Here is a 16,492-nt window from a genome sequence, read left to right as displayed (position 1 = left end):
TGATCTCAGTCCAGTCGTACATCGATGAGCACCGGCCCATCCTTGGCCAGAGCTTTGGTCAAGGCTAAATCCAGCTCGCTATTGGTGGTCACCGTCACCGCCTCGACGCCAAAGCCCCGTGCAATCGATACCCAGTCAATTTCCGGCCGGACCAAGCTCATCATGTCGAGCGCTGTCGGGCCGGGTTCGGCACCAACCTTGGCATATTCTCCGAGCAGAATGGCGTAGGAGCGATTGTCGAGCAGCAATGTGGTGACGGGCAAGTTTTCGCGGGCCTGCGTCCACAATGCCTGGACCGTATAGGCGGCGGAACCGTCAGCCTGCAAAGCGATGACCCGTCGTCCCTTGTCGCCGACCGCTTCCGCCCCGATGGCAGCGCCCGTTGCGAGCGGCATTCCTCCACCGATTGCACCGCCTGTCACAGTCAACCAATCACACGGAGCAGCCAATGGCATGACCGCAGCAAAACCGCCTCCTGAGGTCAGCGCCTCATTGACGATGATGCTGTTTTCCGGAATCTGACGCGCTACAATCTGGGCCAGAGTATCCGACGTTACCGGACCATCCACCGGCACTTCGATCTCTCCATTCTGGATGGCGATGTCGCTTTCACGAGCCCCAAGCGCTGTGGCCAAAGCAGTCAACGCACCCTTCGCGTCCTGATGAGCGGTCGTCAGAGTCAGAACCTCGGCATCGGCGCGATGCAGCAGGCTCGGCAGACCGGGATAGCGGAAGAAGCCCACTGGCGGCGGACAATTGACCAGCACGACCAGATCATAAGGATCAAGACAATGTAGCGCTTCCGTTACCACATAAGGCACGACCGGCAGCACCAGCCGCCCTTTTCCCTTCGGCATGTTGGAAATGGTTGAACTTCCCATCAATTCAACGCCGGTTTGGTCGGCAATGCCCTTGAGTAAGGGATGCAACTCTTCGACGACAGCCGGATTACCGAGGATGATGACCGCCTTGCGGCCAGATTTCAGAGCTTCGGCAACTTGTGTCACGATTGCCGGGTCCATTGGAGATGGCCCTTCTATGTCCCCAAGTTCCGCCGTTTCGCCGCCTTCGCTCCATGACACGTCTGCGGGCAAGACCAGAGACGCGATCTGGCCATAGCCAAAAGAGGCCTCTTTCAGACCAGCCATGGCGTCGGCACCGATTGATGCCGGTTTTGTGCCGAAGCGGTGCCATTCTGAACTGCCCCCTACGAGCGCTTCCACATCGGCAGTCAACGGACTGTCATGCGCAACATGATCTGTTGCATGATCGCCGACAATATTGAGCATGCCGCTGCCAGCACGACGCGCATTATGAATATTGGCAATGCCATTGGCATAACCTGGACCGCAATGCAGCAGTGTTACCGCCGGGCGCTGCGTGACGCGGAAATAGCCGTCGGCCATCCCGGTCACCACATTCTCCTGCAAACCCAGCACACAGCGGATACCGGGTATCCGATCAAGCGCCGCGACAAAATGCATTTCACTCGTGCCGGGATTGGCAAAGCAGGTATCTACCTTGGCAGCAACAAGACTATGGACGAGCGCTTCCGCTCCAGTGAGATGCGGTCTGTTCATAATGTTTCCAGTCGGACTTGAGTGAACATGGCCGCCATACGCCGACGGCGGCCAGTGGCTTCATTCTAACGATGTTCTATGATGAGGGCGTCCACAGCGATGGCGCTGTCGGTTCCCAGCATCAACGGATTGACGTCTAGTTCGAGCAAATTATGCCGATGATCGCCAGCATAGGCCGCAATGGCCATGACAGCATCAATAACCGGCTCCAGTTGCACCTTTGGCTTGCCGCGAAAACCGTCGAGAAGCGCAAAGCTCTTCAGTCCGCGTAGTGCATTTTCAACGTCTGCACGACTGACCGGTAACAGCAATGGTGTGGCGTCCTTCAACAGCTCCACCAGAATACCGCCTGCACCGATGACGAGAACCAGCCCAAACAGCGGGTCGCGTTTGACGCCGACGATCAGTTCAGCAAGTGGGGCCGCTTGCATCGGTTCCATCAGAAATGTCGTAAGCTCGATTGAAGCATCGTGCTGTTTGACCGATGCGACCATGCGCTCGGCTGCAGCGATGGCATCATTTCGGCTACGAATGTTGAGAGCAACACCGCCAACTTCTGTCTTATGCGCCAGCTGATCGTGCAGAACCTTCAGAACCATCGGGGTGTCGAAGGTTTCCGGCAGTTCGCGGATCGTCTCAATGGTCAAAATGTTGCCGTTCGGCACATTCAACCCATAGGAGCTCAATCGCCGCTTGGATTCCGCTTCATTCACTGTCACGCCGTTTGAAGGCAAGGCGGTGACTGCAAACGGGACTTTGGGTTCCAGGGCAGCATCGCCCTGCCGCCGGTCGCACCCAACCATTTTGCAATAATTCGCCCATTTCGCGACAACCTGCGCAGCATCATGCAGACCATTCAGAGGGACTATCCCTTGCGCGATCAGCGCTTCGGCATCTTCTGGCGGTATGCTTTCCGTATTCACCGATGCATGAAATACCGGCTTATCCGCAATCTTGCCAGCTGCAGCCAGAGCCCGGTCCATAGCCTGATGCGCGGATTTATCCTTGTAGGGCGATCCGACCGGCGGATAATCGATCACCAGCATAGCCGCATCGTAATCACCGTTCAGCATGGTGGTGAACATGGGTGTCAGCAGTTCTTCGCTGCCCCAATAGCCTGCTGTGAAATCGAGCGGGTTGGACACATGACCAAAATCAGGCAATGTCGGCTTGATGATAGCTTTCTGTTGCTGACTTGGCTGTGGCAATTGCAGGCCAGCAAAGGAACAATAATCCGCAGCCAGGCCATTATCGCCGCCGGAACTGGAAAACACGGTGATGCGCTCGCCTTCAAGCGGTGCGGCAATCGAAGCAAGCTTCATCATTTCGAGGAATTGCGGGACCGTATCGGTCTCGATCACGCCGAGACGGGCAAACAATGCTTCATAATATTCATTTTGCCCTGCCAGCGAACTCGTATGGCTGGCGGCCATCACCGCACCAAGTTCTGAACGCCCGGAACGGCAGACGATGACCGGAATACGCTTTGCACGCGCCCGCAAGGCGGCCTGCGAGAACGCGGCCACATCACGTATGCCTTCCATAAACAGACCCAGACAAGTCACGTTCGGGTCATCGATGAGGTAATCAATATAGTCTTCAAAGCCGAGAACAGCCTGGTTGCCCGCGCTGATCAGATAGGAATAAGGCACCGAACGACCGTTGGAAACCAGATGCCCGGTGACGTTGCCACTCTGGGAAATGACCGCCGCGCCGCGACTGTTCTGCAACTTCGGGTAAAGTGCTGGCCAGATCGAGCCATGATTGACGTAATTGACGAGGCCATAACAATTCGGGCCGACCACCGCCATGTCGCCTGCAGCTTCGACAAAAGCCAGATTTCGCTCAAAACCCGCCGCGCCAATTTCGGAAAAGCCGGAAGCATAGCAAACGACACCACCCGCCTTCATGGCCGACAGTTCATGCAATGCGGTGATGGTCGCATCGGCATTGACGGCCAGAAATACAGCATCAGGCGAAACAGGCAGATCGGCAATCGACGGAATGCATTTATATCCGGCGATTTCGCTGCGCTTGGGATTCACCACATAGACATCGCCAGCATAATCCTGCTGACGCAGGGTTTTCAATGTTGCCTCGACCTGACCACCACCAATGAAGGCCATGGCGCGGGGCGCAAGAAGACGCGCAAAATTCTCTCGCAGCGTAGGGCTGATACGGCCCTCCTCCACGCTCGTACTCACCTGTAGCATATTCCTCTGCCTCTTAACTTAAGGCACTGCCAGCCCAGCGGGCTCAAACTTCCACGGCAGCGCTCGTTCCAGCTTGACTGGTAAGAGGTGCAGACGTCGGGAAATTCTCCACATCGAAATTGGGCAGCAGCGGATGATCGGCGGGATTTTCGCCAAACAGATCGCACAGCCATTTGCGGATGATGATACAGCAATCCTCGGCCGAATAGGCTTCTTCCATGACCCAGCCGTGCCATAGCCCGTCCGCCAGTTGCGTAAGAGCGATGGCCGCCAGGCGGACATCAATTTCCATATTCTTTTCTGCCGCGACCTTGGCAAGCCGACGTCCGAGAAACGCGCGGTATTTGCCCCATAGTTCGCGATGTAATGCCATAATCTCTGGAACAATCCAGGCGGCACTGTTGTAGTGAATATGAACCTGTTGATATCCGCGTCCGTGGAAAAATGGCCCGCAGGCAACAAAGTATAGCGTATCGAAATTCCCGGTCTTCACCGATGATACAAGGTGCCGGTAATAATCGTCCCCATTTTGAAGGTAATAGCGATGTGCTGCGGTCAGCAGATCTTCCTTGCTGTCAAAATAGTGGTTTATCAATCCACGTGAAAAACCAGATTCTTCACTGATCGTGTTGATCGTCGAATTCAGATAGCCATGTTTGACTATTGAATTCAGCGTCGCAAGGATCAGATCCTGTCGTCTGATTTCGTTGGTTTGCCTCTTTTTGACAGCTTTCCGCATTCTTTACCTTCTCGAAGGCCGATGACTAACGGCGACACTTATTATTGATACGGTCTCAACAGATCCTTTGCGATAATATCCTGATGGACCTCGGACGTACCTTCCCAGATACGTTCGATACGCGCATCTCGCCAGAAACGCTGGATGGGGAATTCTTCCATAACGCCCATGCCACCAAAGATTTGCACGGCATCGTCCGCAACCCGGAACACCATTTCCGAGCACCAGTAATTCACCATTGACGCTTCAGTGCGGCTCATCGTCTGATTCTCAATTTTCCACGCGGCTTCTTTCACCATAAGATCACCGAGCTTTATATCAACCGCCATATTGGCAACCTTGAAACCGACCCCCTGGAATTCACCAATTGTTTTGCCAAACGCCTTGCGGGTTCCGGCCCACTCCTTGGTCATTTCGAAGATGCGTTCAGAACGACCGACACAATGGGCGGCCAAAGCAACCCGGCCATCGTAGAGCCACTCATTGGCAGTATCGAAGCCCTTGCCCTCTTCGCCCAGAATATCATCGCTATGAACACGAACATCTTCGAGATAGACCATCGTCGGATTATAGCCGCGGGTGACGATCGACTTCATCGGCTCTACACGCAATCCCGGCAGGGTTTTGTCGAGCAGAAACGCCGTAAAACGCTTGCGTGGTCCGCGTGGCGTTTCATCCACGCCGGTAACGGCAATGAGAACGATGAAATCTGCGATATCGGCGTGAGAGATAAACTGTTTCACCCCGTTGATAACCCAGTGATCCCCATCGCGCACGGCCTTGGTCGTAATGCCGCGTGCGTCAGACCCCGCACCGGGTTCCGTGAGCGCGAAGGCATCCTTACGTTCGCCTCGGATAGCTGGCTTCAGATATTTTTCAATTTGGTCGCCCTTGCATTTGAAGAGGATGCCGGTAACGCCACGGTTCATGCACATGGTGAGCGCGGCGCTCGATTTACCAAGCACGCGTTCAGCCTGCATCTTGGTCTGCTTGTCGAGACCCGGGCCACCCCATTCTTCCGGCAGATTCATCCCGGCGAAGCCCGCCTGGATCGATTTTTGCTGAATTTCCTGTTTGATTTCCTCAGGAACGTAGCGAAGTTCCTCAACGAGATTCTCGTGCGGATAAAGTTCGCGCTTGCAGAACTCTTCCAGTGAATCGATGAGCGCCTGTTGTTCAAAACTTAATGCAAAATCCATGGTGTTCCCCCTTTACGCGCCGATGAAATTCGGTGCGCGGCGCTCATTGGCAGCAGCCAGGCCTTCTTTATGATCTTGGGTCTGTGCGCAGACCTTGCCCGCCGCTACTTCTTCCAGCTGCTGATCGGATAGGCTGCGCGTATGAGCGCTGTTCAGCAATTTCTTGGTCTGCGCGATGGCGACAGTCGGCCCGCTCGCCAGTTGCCGGGCGAAGGCCAGCGTGTCCTGCCACAGATTGTCAGAGCTGCTGACGTGGCTGACGAGCCGATTTTGAAGCGCAATCTGGGCGGTCCATAATTCACCTGTATAAGCAAAACGCTTTGCCGCCTCGAGACCGATCACGCGCGGCATCAACCAGGTTCCGCCGCAGTCCGGGTTGTAGCCGACATTGGTATAGGAACAGATGAACTTGGCCTTTTCCGATGCGTAGCGAAAATCGCACGCCAAAGCCATATCAAGACCGGCACCAACGGCTGCACCGTCGATCATGGCGATAACGGGCTTGGGCATCTCATGGACCTGCTGGACCAGTCGCAGCGACTCCTCGACCCAGTTCATGTCCGGCCAATCCGTTCTGCCCGCCGCCCATTCCTTCACGTCTGCACCGGCTGAAAAGGCGCCACCGCGTCCGGCCAGAATAAGGGCGCGGAGCGTTTGATCAGCCGCCGCCTCCTTTAGTGCCTTGCGCAGTTCTATGGTGATCCCCATACCGAGCGCATTGCGCGCCTCCGGCCGGTTGAGCGCGATAACGCCCACCGCGTCATGACGTTCAATTTCAAGAAATTTGTACATAGCTCTCCCTTTCTGCCCGGCCACAAGGGTTGGGCAGTCTCAATTGTCATTCAGTTATTGGTTCAGCGTCCGCGCCAGCGCGGCGGTCGTTTTTCGAGGAAGGCTTTTTGGCCTTCGATCATATCCTCCGAGGACAGCATAGCGGCAAAGGTGGACAGCTCCGGATTATCGCCAGCTCGCAATTTCATGGCGTCGCGGTCTGACATGCCATCCACGGCACGCAACGCTTCTTTCAACGCTTGTTGTGCCAGCGGTGCAGATTCCGCAATTTTCCGGGCTATTTCCAATGCCATCGGCATAAGATTTTCTCGTGACGCGGTGCGATAAACCAAACCCCAACGCTGCGCATCCTGCGCGCTCATGGGGTCGCCGGTCCAGATCATCGCGGTTGCCACATAATAGGGAATACGGCGAGGCAGACGTTGCAGTCCCCCGCCATCGGGCAGCAGTCCCCGCTCGAGCTCGGGCAGCTGGATGAAGGCGTCATCCGCCATCAAAAGAATATCGCAAGCCAACGATATTTCGAGACCACCGCCAATGGCCGGGGCGTTGATAGCAGCGATCAGCGGCTTTCTGAGTGACCACAACGTCGTTATACCGCCGAAACCGCCCTCTTTTGCGCCTTCGGTGCTTGCACCACTGTTCTGATCCGTTCCTTCCTTGAAATCATAGCCAGCTGAAAAGGCACGCTCTGACCCGCTGGACACAATACCGACACGCAGGTCGGGATCACCTTGCAAATAGAGCGCTGCCTTCTCCAGATTGCGGCTTAGACTGCGGCAGATCGCATTAACCTTTGGCTTGACCATACGAATCTCAAGTACGGATCCGTGTCTCTCAAGGTGGACAAAGCCATCCATTTCTCGGTTAAGTTCTGCAATCATATCAACCACCGTTCTTTGCTGCCCGCTGGCTGTAAATGTGCAGCAGAAGCGGTGGTAGCGATGTGACAATCAGCATGAGTGTTGAAACCGCCGCCAATGTAGGATCGAGATCATCGCGCAGCGTGGAGAAGGTAACGCGCGGCAATGTCGACATGGGCCCCGATGCCACCATCAGCGAGATAATCAATTCGTCGAAAGAGATCAGGAAAGACAGCAGCATCGAGGTTGCGACCGAAAGCTTGAGCTGAGGCAAAGTCACAGTCAGAAAGGCTTTGAGCCGATTGGCACCGAGACTGCGTGCCACCATTTCCTGCGATGAGTCATAACTGCTGAAACCGGCCAGCATGGTCAGGATCACAAACGGCATCGCAACCACGGAATGGCCGAGGATCATGCCCCAAATGGTGTTCAACAGCATTCCGATCTTTGCATAGACAAAGAAAATGCCGACAGCGATCAGGATCGAGGGCACTGCCAGCGGCGCAACCAGCACCGTCTTCAAAAGACCCTGAACGGCGATGCGTCCCTGATTAAGAGCGTAGGATGCCGCCACGCCGGTGACAGTCGCAACGATCATGGTCCCGAATGCGACCCGCAGCGACACCCAGAGCGAACTGATCCACTTTTCCTGACCGAAAAATGAAGCATACCAGCGTGTAGACCAGCCTGCTGGCGGGAAAACCAGTGATGTCGTTGAACTGAACGAAACCGGAATGACGATCAGGGTCGGAACGATCAGGAAAAATAGCACCAATCCGACGAGAATGTAGAGCCAGAGACGTGCACGGTGAGAAACGTGAGCTTCCATCATACCACCTATCGATCCGACGACAGCCGGCGCACCAACACCAGACTGATCCACAAGCAAAGAGCCGTCATTGCCAGCAGCAACACCGCAAGGGCAGCCGCAGGACCCCATGTCGGGTAAAGCGAGATCATCTCCTCAATGCGCTGCGCAATCATCTTTACCTTGCCACCGCCGAGCAGTGCGGGCGTGATGTAAAAGCCGAGGCACATGACGAACACCATTATGGCGCCAGCGACCAATCCGGGCATCGAAAGCGGAAGGAAGATGCGCAGGAACGCGTGCGTTGGCGACGACCCCACATTGGCGGCAGCACGCATCAGATTGGCGTCGATGGCCTTCATCGATGCATAAAGCGGCAGCACCAGAAACGGGATCATGATATGCACCATACCGATGACAACGCCGGTGGTGTTGTTGACCAATGCCAGCGGCTGGTTGATCAAGCCAAGGCCTTGCAATGTCTTATTGACCACGCCGTTGCGCTGCAAAATGATAAGCCATGAAAAGGTACGCACCAGCCCGGATGTCCAGAAGGGCACCAGCACTGCCAACATCAGTAGCCCCGCCCATTTGGGGGACAGGATCGACATCAGATAGGCAACCGGATAGCCGAGCAGCAGGCAGATAACGGTGACGATGAGCGCGATCTTGAACGTATTGAGAAACATCTCGATGTAGACAGGTTCCGAAAAGAACAATCGGAAATTTCCGAGACCATATTCCCCATTGATGTCGACAAAAGACATCGACAGCAACCACAACAGCGGCGCCACCATCAAGATGCCAACAATAGCGAGTGCAGGGATGGTGAGGCGCACCATCGACCAGCTTTCGTATTTTTTTTTGCGGTTCAGCGCACGGCGGTTTTCATCCAGTTCGGCTTGCGTCACTGGTTTGGGGGCTGCAACAGGAAATGAGACAACAGCTTTTGTCATCATCAAGCCTCCGCGCGCACAAGCCGCGCGTCCGCCCGTTCCAGGCGCAGCGCCACGCGTTCACCAACCTTTGGCACTGCCCGCAAATTTTCCGAGCGGTTGGCAATGCGTGTGAATACCTTATGGCCACCATCCAGCATGACCTCGAAAAGCAGGCATTCACCCTGGTAGATGGCCGTGACGACCTGACCCGAAAACAGGTTTGCTCCCGAAGCGCGCGCCGCCGCTTCGTCTGTGGCAAAACGCAGGCGCTCGGGGCGCATGCTCAGCAACATGTCGTCGTGCAGTTCGCCAACATCATCCGACAAATTTACGTCCTGGTCGCCATAGCTGACACCTGCGTTAGTGCGCCGGAGCGGCAGAAAACTGGTTTCACCAATGAATTCCGCAACAAAACGGCTTTCCGGGTGTTCATAAAGATCGGTCGGCGACGCGATCTGGGCCAGTTTGCCCTTCGAAAATACGGCAATCCGGTCCGACATTGTGAGCGCTTCACGCTGATCATGCGTAACAGAAATGGTCGTCATGTCCAGCCGGTCATGCAGTTTGCGGATTTCGATCTGCATCGTTTCCCGCAGTTGCTTGTCGAGCGCGGACAAGGGTTCATCCATCAGCAGAATGCGCGGTTCGAACACGATGGCGCGCGCCAGCGCTATACGCTGGCGTTGTCCCCCAGACAGTTCGGTGATCTTACGCTCGCCATAGCCACCGAGTTGCACCAGATCGAGTACTTTCTTGACCCGTTCCTCGATTTCGGCACGACCGATCTTACGCAAACGCAGCGGATAAGCGACATTCTCGAATACCGACATATGCGGGAACAGGGCATAGTTCTGAAAAACCATGCCGATATTGCGCTTATGGGGCGGAAGATGCACGATTTCCTGTGTACCAATCTTGATCGAACCATCCGTCGGACGGGAAAAGCCCGCAATCATCATCAGAAGGCTTGTTTTTCCTGACCCGGAGGGGCCGAGCAATGTGAGAAATTCACCGGCTTTAATCGCCAGCGATACGTCGTCAACCGCCCGGACCGTACCGTAATGTTTGGACAGTGCTTGGATCGTAACCGGCAAAGCCGTCGTTGAGGAGTGTTTCATCTCTGCTTTCCATCAGCGCACAACAGGACACCGCAGCGTTGTCAGCTACAGACTGTAATCTCGGGCTCCAAGAAGAAAATTCCGGGTTGGAGGCCGAAACCTCCAACCTTCCAGAACCAGCTATTGCATCATAGCCTTGTCCCACATGGTCTGCGCCTTTTCGTGATTTTCGGCCCAGTACGGCATGTTGGTGATGAGCTGCTTCTTGAGATTCTCAGTGCTCGTGACAATGCTCGCCGCCTTGTCGGCGGGTACAAGCCCTTGTTTGAAGGCATCCTGATTCATCGGCCCATAGGCGATATAATTTGGCAGGTTCGCCTGATATTTTGGATCGAGCAGATGGTTGACCAGGCGCATTGCACCTTCCGGATTGGGTGAATTTTTGGGAATGACCAGGCATTCCACATCCATCACCGCGTCGTCAAGCTTATAGGTATAAGGTGCGCCTTCCTTGATGGCGGCATCTATGCGGGCTGCCCAGATCGATAACATATCGACCTCTTCGGACGTTGCGAGCTGGGTCGCCTGCGCGCCCGTGGCCCATTGAACACTGATATTCGGTTTCAGCGTAGACCATTTGGCCATCGCCCTCTCCATATCAATGGGATAAATCTTGTCCTTGGCCACGCCATCGGCCATCAGGGCAATTTCCATATTTGTCGCTGGCGAATTTCCCGAGATAGCGCGGCTGCCGGGGAATTTTTCCGTATCGAAGAAGTCGGCCCAGTTTTGTGGCCCCTTGTCACCATAAACGTTTTTGTTATAGGCAAGGACCGACGTATAGGCGGTGAATCCTACCCAATATTTTGAGCGCAGGTGTTCCGGGATTCCAGCCGCATTGGGAATTTTTGAATAATCGAGCGGAACCAGAAGCTCTTCTTTACCGGCCAGATCACACAGACCACCATAGAGTTCGGCCACATCGATATCGACCGCATTTGCACGCACCTTGGTACGGATATCGCGGATACCACCAGCCAGTACATAATCGACAACGGTCATGCCATGGTCTTGGGGCAAGTGGTCAAGAATGGCCTTTCGCACGCCTTCCTGATAGGCGCCGCCGTAGGACGCATAACTGACCTTTTCTTCAGCCCCAGCCGAACCGGCTGCCATGGCAAGCACTGCACCCAGTATGAATGTCTTTTTCATTGTTCCTCCTCCCTATGCGGCCCACTAGCCGCGTTTTTTTGTATGCAACAACCGGCAAAGGTACTTCCTCCAAAGCACCTTATTCGGCATTCCGCTGACAAAAGTCAGTTGGAAAATGCGTGTAACCCCCTTGTCATGGCAAGGCGGCAATCACTGACAATACGCTCGATAAGCTCCTGACAGCTCGGAACATCCTTGATCAACCCAAGCGTCTGACTTGCCCAGACCAGACCGCTATCCAGTTCGCCAGTTGTCAGCGCGTGGCGACCTCGCTCTCCGGAAACCAGCGGTCGAACATCTGTAAACTCCGCACCGCCCGGCCGACCTTCGATAGCGACGACTTCATCGGAGATTGCGTTTTTCAAAACACGCCCGGTGTTTCTGAAAGTTCGAAAGATCAAATTGGTGTCGCGCTCACCGGCATTGACCAGCGCCTGTTTGATGTTCTCATGAATGGGAGCTTCTTTGGTGGCACAAAAGCGCGTCCCCATGTTCACGCCCTCGGCACCGAGCATAAAAGCTGCCGCCATGCCTTCGCCAGTGCCGATACCGCCCGAGGCGATCAATGGAATTTTGACCTGCGCCGCAGCAGCGGCAAAAAGGACCAAACCGCCAACATCATCCTCACCCGGATGCCCCGCCGCTTCAAATCCATCGATGGAGATGGCATCCACACCAGCCCGTTCCGCTGACAGCGCATGACGCACAGCCGTACACTTGTGAACGACAACCGCACCAGCCGCCTTTATTTTCTCGATGAACTCTTTTGGACTGCGTCCCGCCGTCTCTATCACCTTCACACCCGACTGTAGCGCCGCATCAAGATACTCTTCATAAGGTGGAGGCGCTGTCGTGGGGAGTATCGTGAGATTGACGCCAAATGGTTTATCGGTCATCTGCCGGCAGCGAGCGATCTCTTCGCTTAGCGCTTTGGGACTAGGTTGCGTCAGTGCTGTCAAGATTCCAAGGCCGCCCGCATTCGATACAGCTGATGCAAGTTCGGCACGACCAACCCATTGCATTCCGCCTTGAATGATCGGGTATTTCGTTTTCAATAGCTCGGTTACTCGGGTCTTCACGCCCCACTCCCTGCTGCAATCAAACCTGATGATTAGATACTGAAATTCGCCGCGGATGAAGTCAAACAAAAAATTTGCTGAACGTCCAACTTTTTATTAACATGCAGATATAACACGATGATTTTCGTCGGAGCCCCATAAAGAGGGCCAATTGGAGGGGGAACATCATGAAACTGCGAAAGATCACGCCATATCAAAGGTGTAGTCTGAATCATCGCTCAATATCCTCGAATTCGCCACCCCCGGAGCAGCGCGCAGAGACCCCGAATCCCGTGTCGCAGACAGCAGGTCTGATAGTTCGGGCGCGGTCTCCAGAGCGGCAACCTGTCGCGGTCATGGCGCGTCCACATGTGTGATGTAACGATCGCCATAACGCTTCCCCATCTTGAGCACTGTCCTTGCGAGTATTTTCAGGTCGCGACTGACCTTGAGGGGGCTGCATGATCCCACTGCGTTTCCTTGGCGCTGCCGCTCTCTGCACAAGCAGTCTTGCTTTTACCCTGAATGATACGACGACCAAGTTTCTCATCAGCGACTATGATGTGTCATCGATCATTTTGATCCGCGGCCTGATGGCATTGCCGATTCTTTACCTGTTTCATGTGCGGACAACCGGCCGAAGCAAAATATGGTCGGCCAGAATTGGGCTCCATGCGCTGCGGGGAGCTTTTGGCTTGATCGCCGCCTATTTATACATCGCTTCCCTGAAAACTCTGACTGTCGCTGAAGCGACAGTCATTCTCTTTATGACACCCGTCATTATCACTGCGATGTCCCGTTTTCTGCTCAAGGAGAATGTCAGTTTTCGCACATGGCTGTCGATCTGTTTCTGTTTCCTTGGCGTGGTCGTGGCGATCAATCCACGGGCATCCAACTTCAATTATGCTATGGGGCTGGCTGGGACATCGAGCGTGTTTTACGCCATCAATGCGATCAATTCGCGTTGGATTCCGTCCGAAGATAACCTGTGGACGATCTCGTTTTTTGGCGCGTTCTTTTCGGCGCTATTTGTCGCCCCGTTCGCCATTGAGCATTGGCGTGGATTGCAAGTCCCACACATTGCCCAGTTTGGGGCTGCGGCGGCATTCTCCAGCATGGGCATAGGTTTAAGCGCCATTGCCTACCGCATGACATCACCTGCCCTCCTCGCCCCCTTCGGTTATTCGGGGCTGATCTGGTCGATTACGGTCACCTGGCTTTTCTGGGGCATTCATCCGGGTCTCAATGCCATTCTCGGCACGCTCATCATTCTGGGCAGCGTCACATTGACCATCAAAACCAGCCGCATCGATCCGCAACCCAATCCGCAGAACTGTATCAAGGGACCCACAAATGACGACCCCAATCCTTGTCGATATGAATAAAGAAACCGGCTTCCGCACCATCACATTCAACCGCCCGGAAAAATACAACGCTATCGATGAGGCGATGGCAGCAGCCTTTCATGAGGCCGTGCAAGCCATAGCATCGGACAAGGGCATACGTTGCGTCGTTCTCAAAGGCGCGGGCAAAGCGTTTATGGCAGGTGGAGATGTCGCGGCTTTTGCAGCCGACCCTGATCGGGCTGATCTTGTCTTGCAGCGCATATTGCGCCACATGCACCCAGCTTTGTTAATCCTGCAGCAATTGCCAGTGCCTGTCATCGCGGCAATACACGGACCGGCAGCTGGCGCCGGATTGAGCATGGTTCTATCGGCAGACTATGCCATCTGCAGTCAATCAGCAGAGTTCATTCTTGCTTATGATCGACTGGCGACGGTGCCCGATTGCGGCGGCAGCTGGTATCTTCGGCAAAAGCTGGGGCCGCGTGCTGCTTTTGCCCTTATGCTCAAGGGTGGCAAACTCAATGCCAGTCAGGCCAAAGCAGTTGGGATCGTCAACGACGTGGTTGAGGATAGCAGTTACCAGGAACAGCTTTCTGCCCTGATACAAAAAATTGCCTCTGGCCCAACACGAGCCTTTGGACTGTTCAAGCAATTGCTGGCCGCGGATCTTTCGTTGGCGGCTCAACTTGAGGCAGAAAAGGCAGCCTTCATGGAAGCCACTTATACGCATGATTTCCGGGCTGCCATCCACAACTTCCCGAACAAGCAACCGGTTCAATTTCTCGGATACTGAAACGAGATCGTGTCCGACGGGAACCGTTGTATTCAACGTCACCCTGCAAAACCTAACAATTACCAGAGAGGGAAATATCGTGCTCCAATCCGACCAGAACACCAATTACATCGTAAAGACTGACATTTATATCGATGGCGCTTGGGTCGAACCTTTCGGAACCGACACCATTGCCGTCGTCAACCCCGCCAATGAGCAGCCTTATGCAACCATTTCGGCAGGCTCAACTCAGGATGTTGATCGAGCGGTCACAGCCGCCCGTAGGGCATTCTCTTCCTGGAGCGAAACCCCGGTTGAGGAGCGCGCCCGCTTCTTGCGCAAGATCGCAGAAATATATGAGGCGCGTCTCGAAGATATGGCCAAAACCATTTCGCTTGAAATGGGTGCGCCTATCACCATGGCCCGCGATCAACAGGCCGCTGCAGGCTTGTATCACCTCAACGCGTTCATCCAGGCGCTGAAAAACTTCGATTTTGAAGAAAAGCGAACAGATAATTCCGGCGAGATCATCGTGCGCGAACCAATCGGCGTCTGCGGTCTGATTACCCCATGGAATTGGCCAATGAACCAGATTGCTTTGAAAGTTATTCCAGCGATCGCGGTCGGATGCACGGTAGTTTTGAAACCCTCCGAAATAGCGCCCATGTCTGCAATGCTCTTTGCCGAATTTCTCCATGAGGCAGGGCTTCCAAAAGGCGTTTTCAACCTTGTCAACGGCGAAGGTTTGGTCGTGGGCGAAGCCATGTCACGTCACGCGGACATCGACATGATGTCATTCACCGGCTCGACCCGTGCGGGCACAGCCGTCGCGCGCGGCGCGGCAGATACAGTCAAACGTGTCTCACTTGAGCTCGGAGGCAAATCCCCCAATTTGATTTTCGCGGATAGCGACATTGAAAGCGCGGTAGAGCGCGCCATTGCGGAGTGCTTCAACAATACCGGTCAATCCTGCAATGCCCCCACCCGATTGCTGGTCGAGAACTCGGTTTACGATCAGGTCGTGCAGCTCGCCGCTCGTGCCACCGATCAGATGCTGGTCGGTGATCCGGCTCTCGAAGGAGATCATATTGGCCCGCTATCATCGAAAGTTCATTTCGACAAAGTTCAAGGTCTGATCCAAGCAGGCATTGATGAGGGTGCACGTCTGGTTGCCGGTGGCCTCGGTCATCCGAAAGGATTTAACGCCGGCAACTACGTCCGCCCGACCATATTTGCGGATGTACGGAACGATATGACGATTGCGCGCGAAGAGATATTTGGTCCGGTGTTGGTCATCATTCCGTTTGCCGATGAACAGGAGGCTATCGCTATCGCGAATGATACACCATACGGTTTATCCGCTTATGTCCAAACCGGATCTGTTGAGCGCGCCAAACGCCTTGGGCGGAAGCTCCGCGCAGGCATGGTGCAGATCAACGGCTCATCGCTTGGTTCCGGCAGCCCGTTCGGCGGCTACAAGCAATCCGGCAATGGCCGTGAAGGTGGAAAATGGGGGCTGGAAGACTTTACGGAAGTTAAAGTAATCTCCGGCTAAACGGACGCGAAAAACGCCAACCGCGGCGAGTTCGATCGATGTTGGAAATTAATCCACTCGACTGACATCATGAAGCCAACTGATTGATGATAGCGCGTTCTCGCCGCGCTCCCAAACGCTAACGATCCAAATTTTTGAACAAAAGCTGAACTGTTTATTTTACCGTCATAAGTGTTGAGCAGCCCTGCCCACTAGACGATGTTTCGCGGCAATGATCGCGCGAATTTTTACGTCCGCCCACAGCGGCCCGTGATCAGGGTATCCAATTTTTTGCACCGCGCATCTGCAGTTGCTTCCAGAAAGGCAGTATCGCTTTGCGCTTTTCATTCCGCTCCCTGTGAAAAGATTTTGAGAAATTA

Annotated in this window: 14 protein-coding genes; 3 read left to right on the top strand and 11 right to left on the bottom strand. The window is 54.7% G+C overall.

Annotation, left to right across the window (positions count from 1 at the left end; translation table 11 throughout):
* Window positions 1-5: 5 nt before the first annotated feature.
* The 11 genes from ABWW11_RS10815 to ABWW11_RS10765 form a co-directional block, all read right to left on the bottom strand.
* Complete coding sequence (locus ABWW11_RS10815; protein WP_109366236.1) at window positions 6-1,580, bottom strand: acetolactate synthase large subunit; 1,575 nt, start codon at window positions 1,578-1,580, stop codon at window positions 6-8.
* Window positions 1,581-1,645: 65 nt separating this feature from the next.
* Window positions 1,646-3,793 carry an acetate--CoA ligase family protein gene (locus ABWW11_RS10810; protein WP_109366237.1) on the bottom strand — a complete coding sequence of 716 codons (2,148 nt, stop codon included), beginning with the start codon at window positions 3,791-3,793 and terminating at the stop codon, window positions 1,646-1,648.
* A gap of 43 nt (window positions 3,794-3,836) precedes the next feature.
* Window positions 3,837-4,532, bottom strand: a complete 696-nt coding sequence (locus ABWW11_RS10805; protein WP_006188557.1) for a TetR/AcrR family transcriptional regulator — start codon at window positions 4,530-4,532, stop codon at window positions 3,837-3,839.
* A 41-nt stretch (window positions 4,533-4,573) separates the two neighbouring features.
* Complete coding sequence (locus ABWW11_RS10800; protein ID WP_109366238.1) at window positions 4,574-5,731, bottom strand: acyl-CoA dehydrogenase family protein; 1,158 nt, start codon at window positions 5,729-5,731, stop codon at window positions 4,574-4,576.
* Window positions 5,732-5,743: 12 nt separating this feature from the next.
* Entirely contained in the window at window positions 5,744-6,523 is a 780-nt protein-coding gene (locus ABWW11_RS10795) for an enoyl-CoA hydratase/isomerase family protein (RefSeq protein WP_109366239.1), read from the bottom strand.
* A 62-nt stretch (window positions 6,524-6,585) separates the two neighbouring features.
* Window positions 6,586-7,407, bottom strand: coding sequence for an enoyl-CoA hydratase-related protein (locus ABWW11_RS10790; protein ID WP_109366240.1), 822 nt, complete (start codon window positions 7,405-7,407; stop codon window positions 6,586-6,588).
* A gap of 1 nt (window position 7,408) precedes the next feature.
* The gene (locus ABWW11_RS10785; protein ID WP_235858923.1) at window positions 7,409-8,218 is read right to left on the bottom strand and encodes an ABC transporter permease; all 810 of its coding nucleotides are present in this window, start codon (window positions 8,216-8,218) and stop codon (window positions 7,409-7,411) included.
* A 5-nt stretch (window positions 8,219-8,223) separates the two neighbouring features.
* Complete coding sequence (locus ABWW11_RS10780; RefSeq protein WP_109366241.1) at window positions 8,224-9,153, bottom strand: ABC transporter permease; 930 nt, start codon at window positions 9,151-9,153, stop codon at window positions 8,224-8,226.
* Window positions 9,153-10,250, bottom strand: coding sequence for an ABC transporter ATP-binding protein (locus ABWW11_RS10775; protein WP_109366242.1), 1,098 nt, complete (start codon window positions 10,248-10,250; stop codon window positions 9,153-9,155). The genes ABWW11_RS10780 and ABWW11_RS10775 overlap by 1 nt, the downstream gene beginning before the upstream one ends.
* A gap of 120 nt (window positions 10,251-10,370) precedes the next feature.
* The gene (locus ABWW11_RS10770) at window positions 10,371-11,402 is read right to left on the bottom strand and encodes an ABC transporter substrate-binding protein (RefSeq protein ID WP_109366243.1); all 1,032 of its coding nucleotides are present in this window, start codon (window positions 11,400-11,402) and stop codon (window positions 10,371-10,373) included.
* Window positions 11,403-11,506: 104 nt separating this feature from the next.
* Window positions 11,507-12,481 (bottom strand): NAD(P)H-dependent flavin oxidoreductase, encoded by a 975-nt coding sequence (locus tag ABWW11_RS10765; RefSeq protein ID WP_109366450.1) that lies wholly within the window; start codon window positions 12,479-12,481, stop codon window positions 11,507-11,509.
* A gap of 440 nt (window positions 12,482-12,921) precedes the next feature.
* Here ABWW11_RS10765 and ABWW11_RS10760 point away from each other — a divergent pair, with 440 nt between their 5' ends.
* From ABWW11_RS10760 to ABWW11_RS10750, 3 genes are all read left to right on the top strand, one after another.
* A complete protein-coding gene (locus tag ABWW11_RS10760; RefSeq protein WP_319080673.1) occupies window positions 12,922-13,845 on the top strand; it encodes a DMT family transporter in 924 nt (307 codons plus the stop codon).
* Entirely contained in the window at window positions 13,814-14,599 is a 786-nt protein-coding gene (locus ABWW11_RS10755; protein ID WP_109366245.1) for an enoyl-CoA hydratase/isomerase family protein, read from the top strand. The genes ABWW11_RS10760 and ABWW11_RS10755 overlap by 32 nt, the downstream gene beginning before the upstream one ends.
* Before the next feature lie 79 nt (window positions 14,600-14,678).
* A complete protein-coding gene (locus ABWW11_RS10750; protein ID WP_319080678.1) occupies window positions 14,679-16,133 on the top strand; it encodes an aldehyde dehydrogenase family protein in 1,455 nt (484 codons plus the stop codon).
* Window positions 16,134-16,492: the final 359 nt, after the last annotated feature.

Origin of the sequence: Brucella sp. NBRC 113783 (assembly GCF_040372265.1) — a bacterium.
In the GTDB taxonomy this organism is placed as follows: Bacteria; Pseudomonadota; Alphaproteobacteria; order Rhizobiales; family Rhizobiaceae; genus Brucella; species Brucella teleogrylli.
This window is presented reverse-complemented; position numbering and strand designations above follow the sequence as displayed.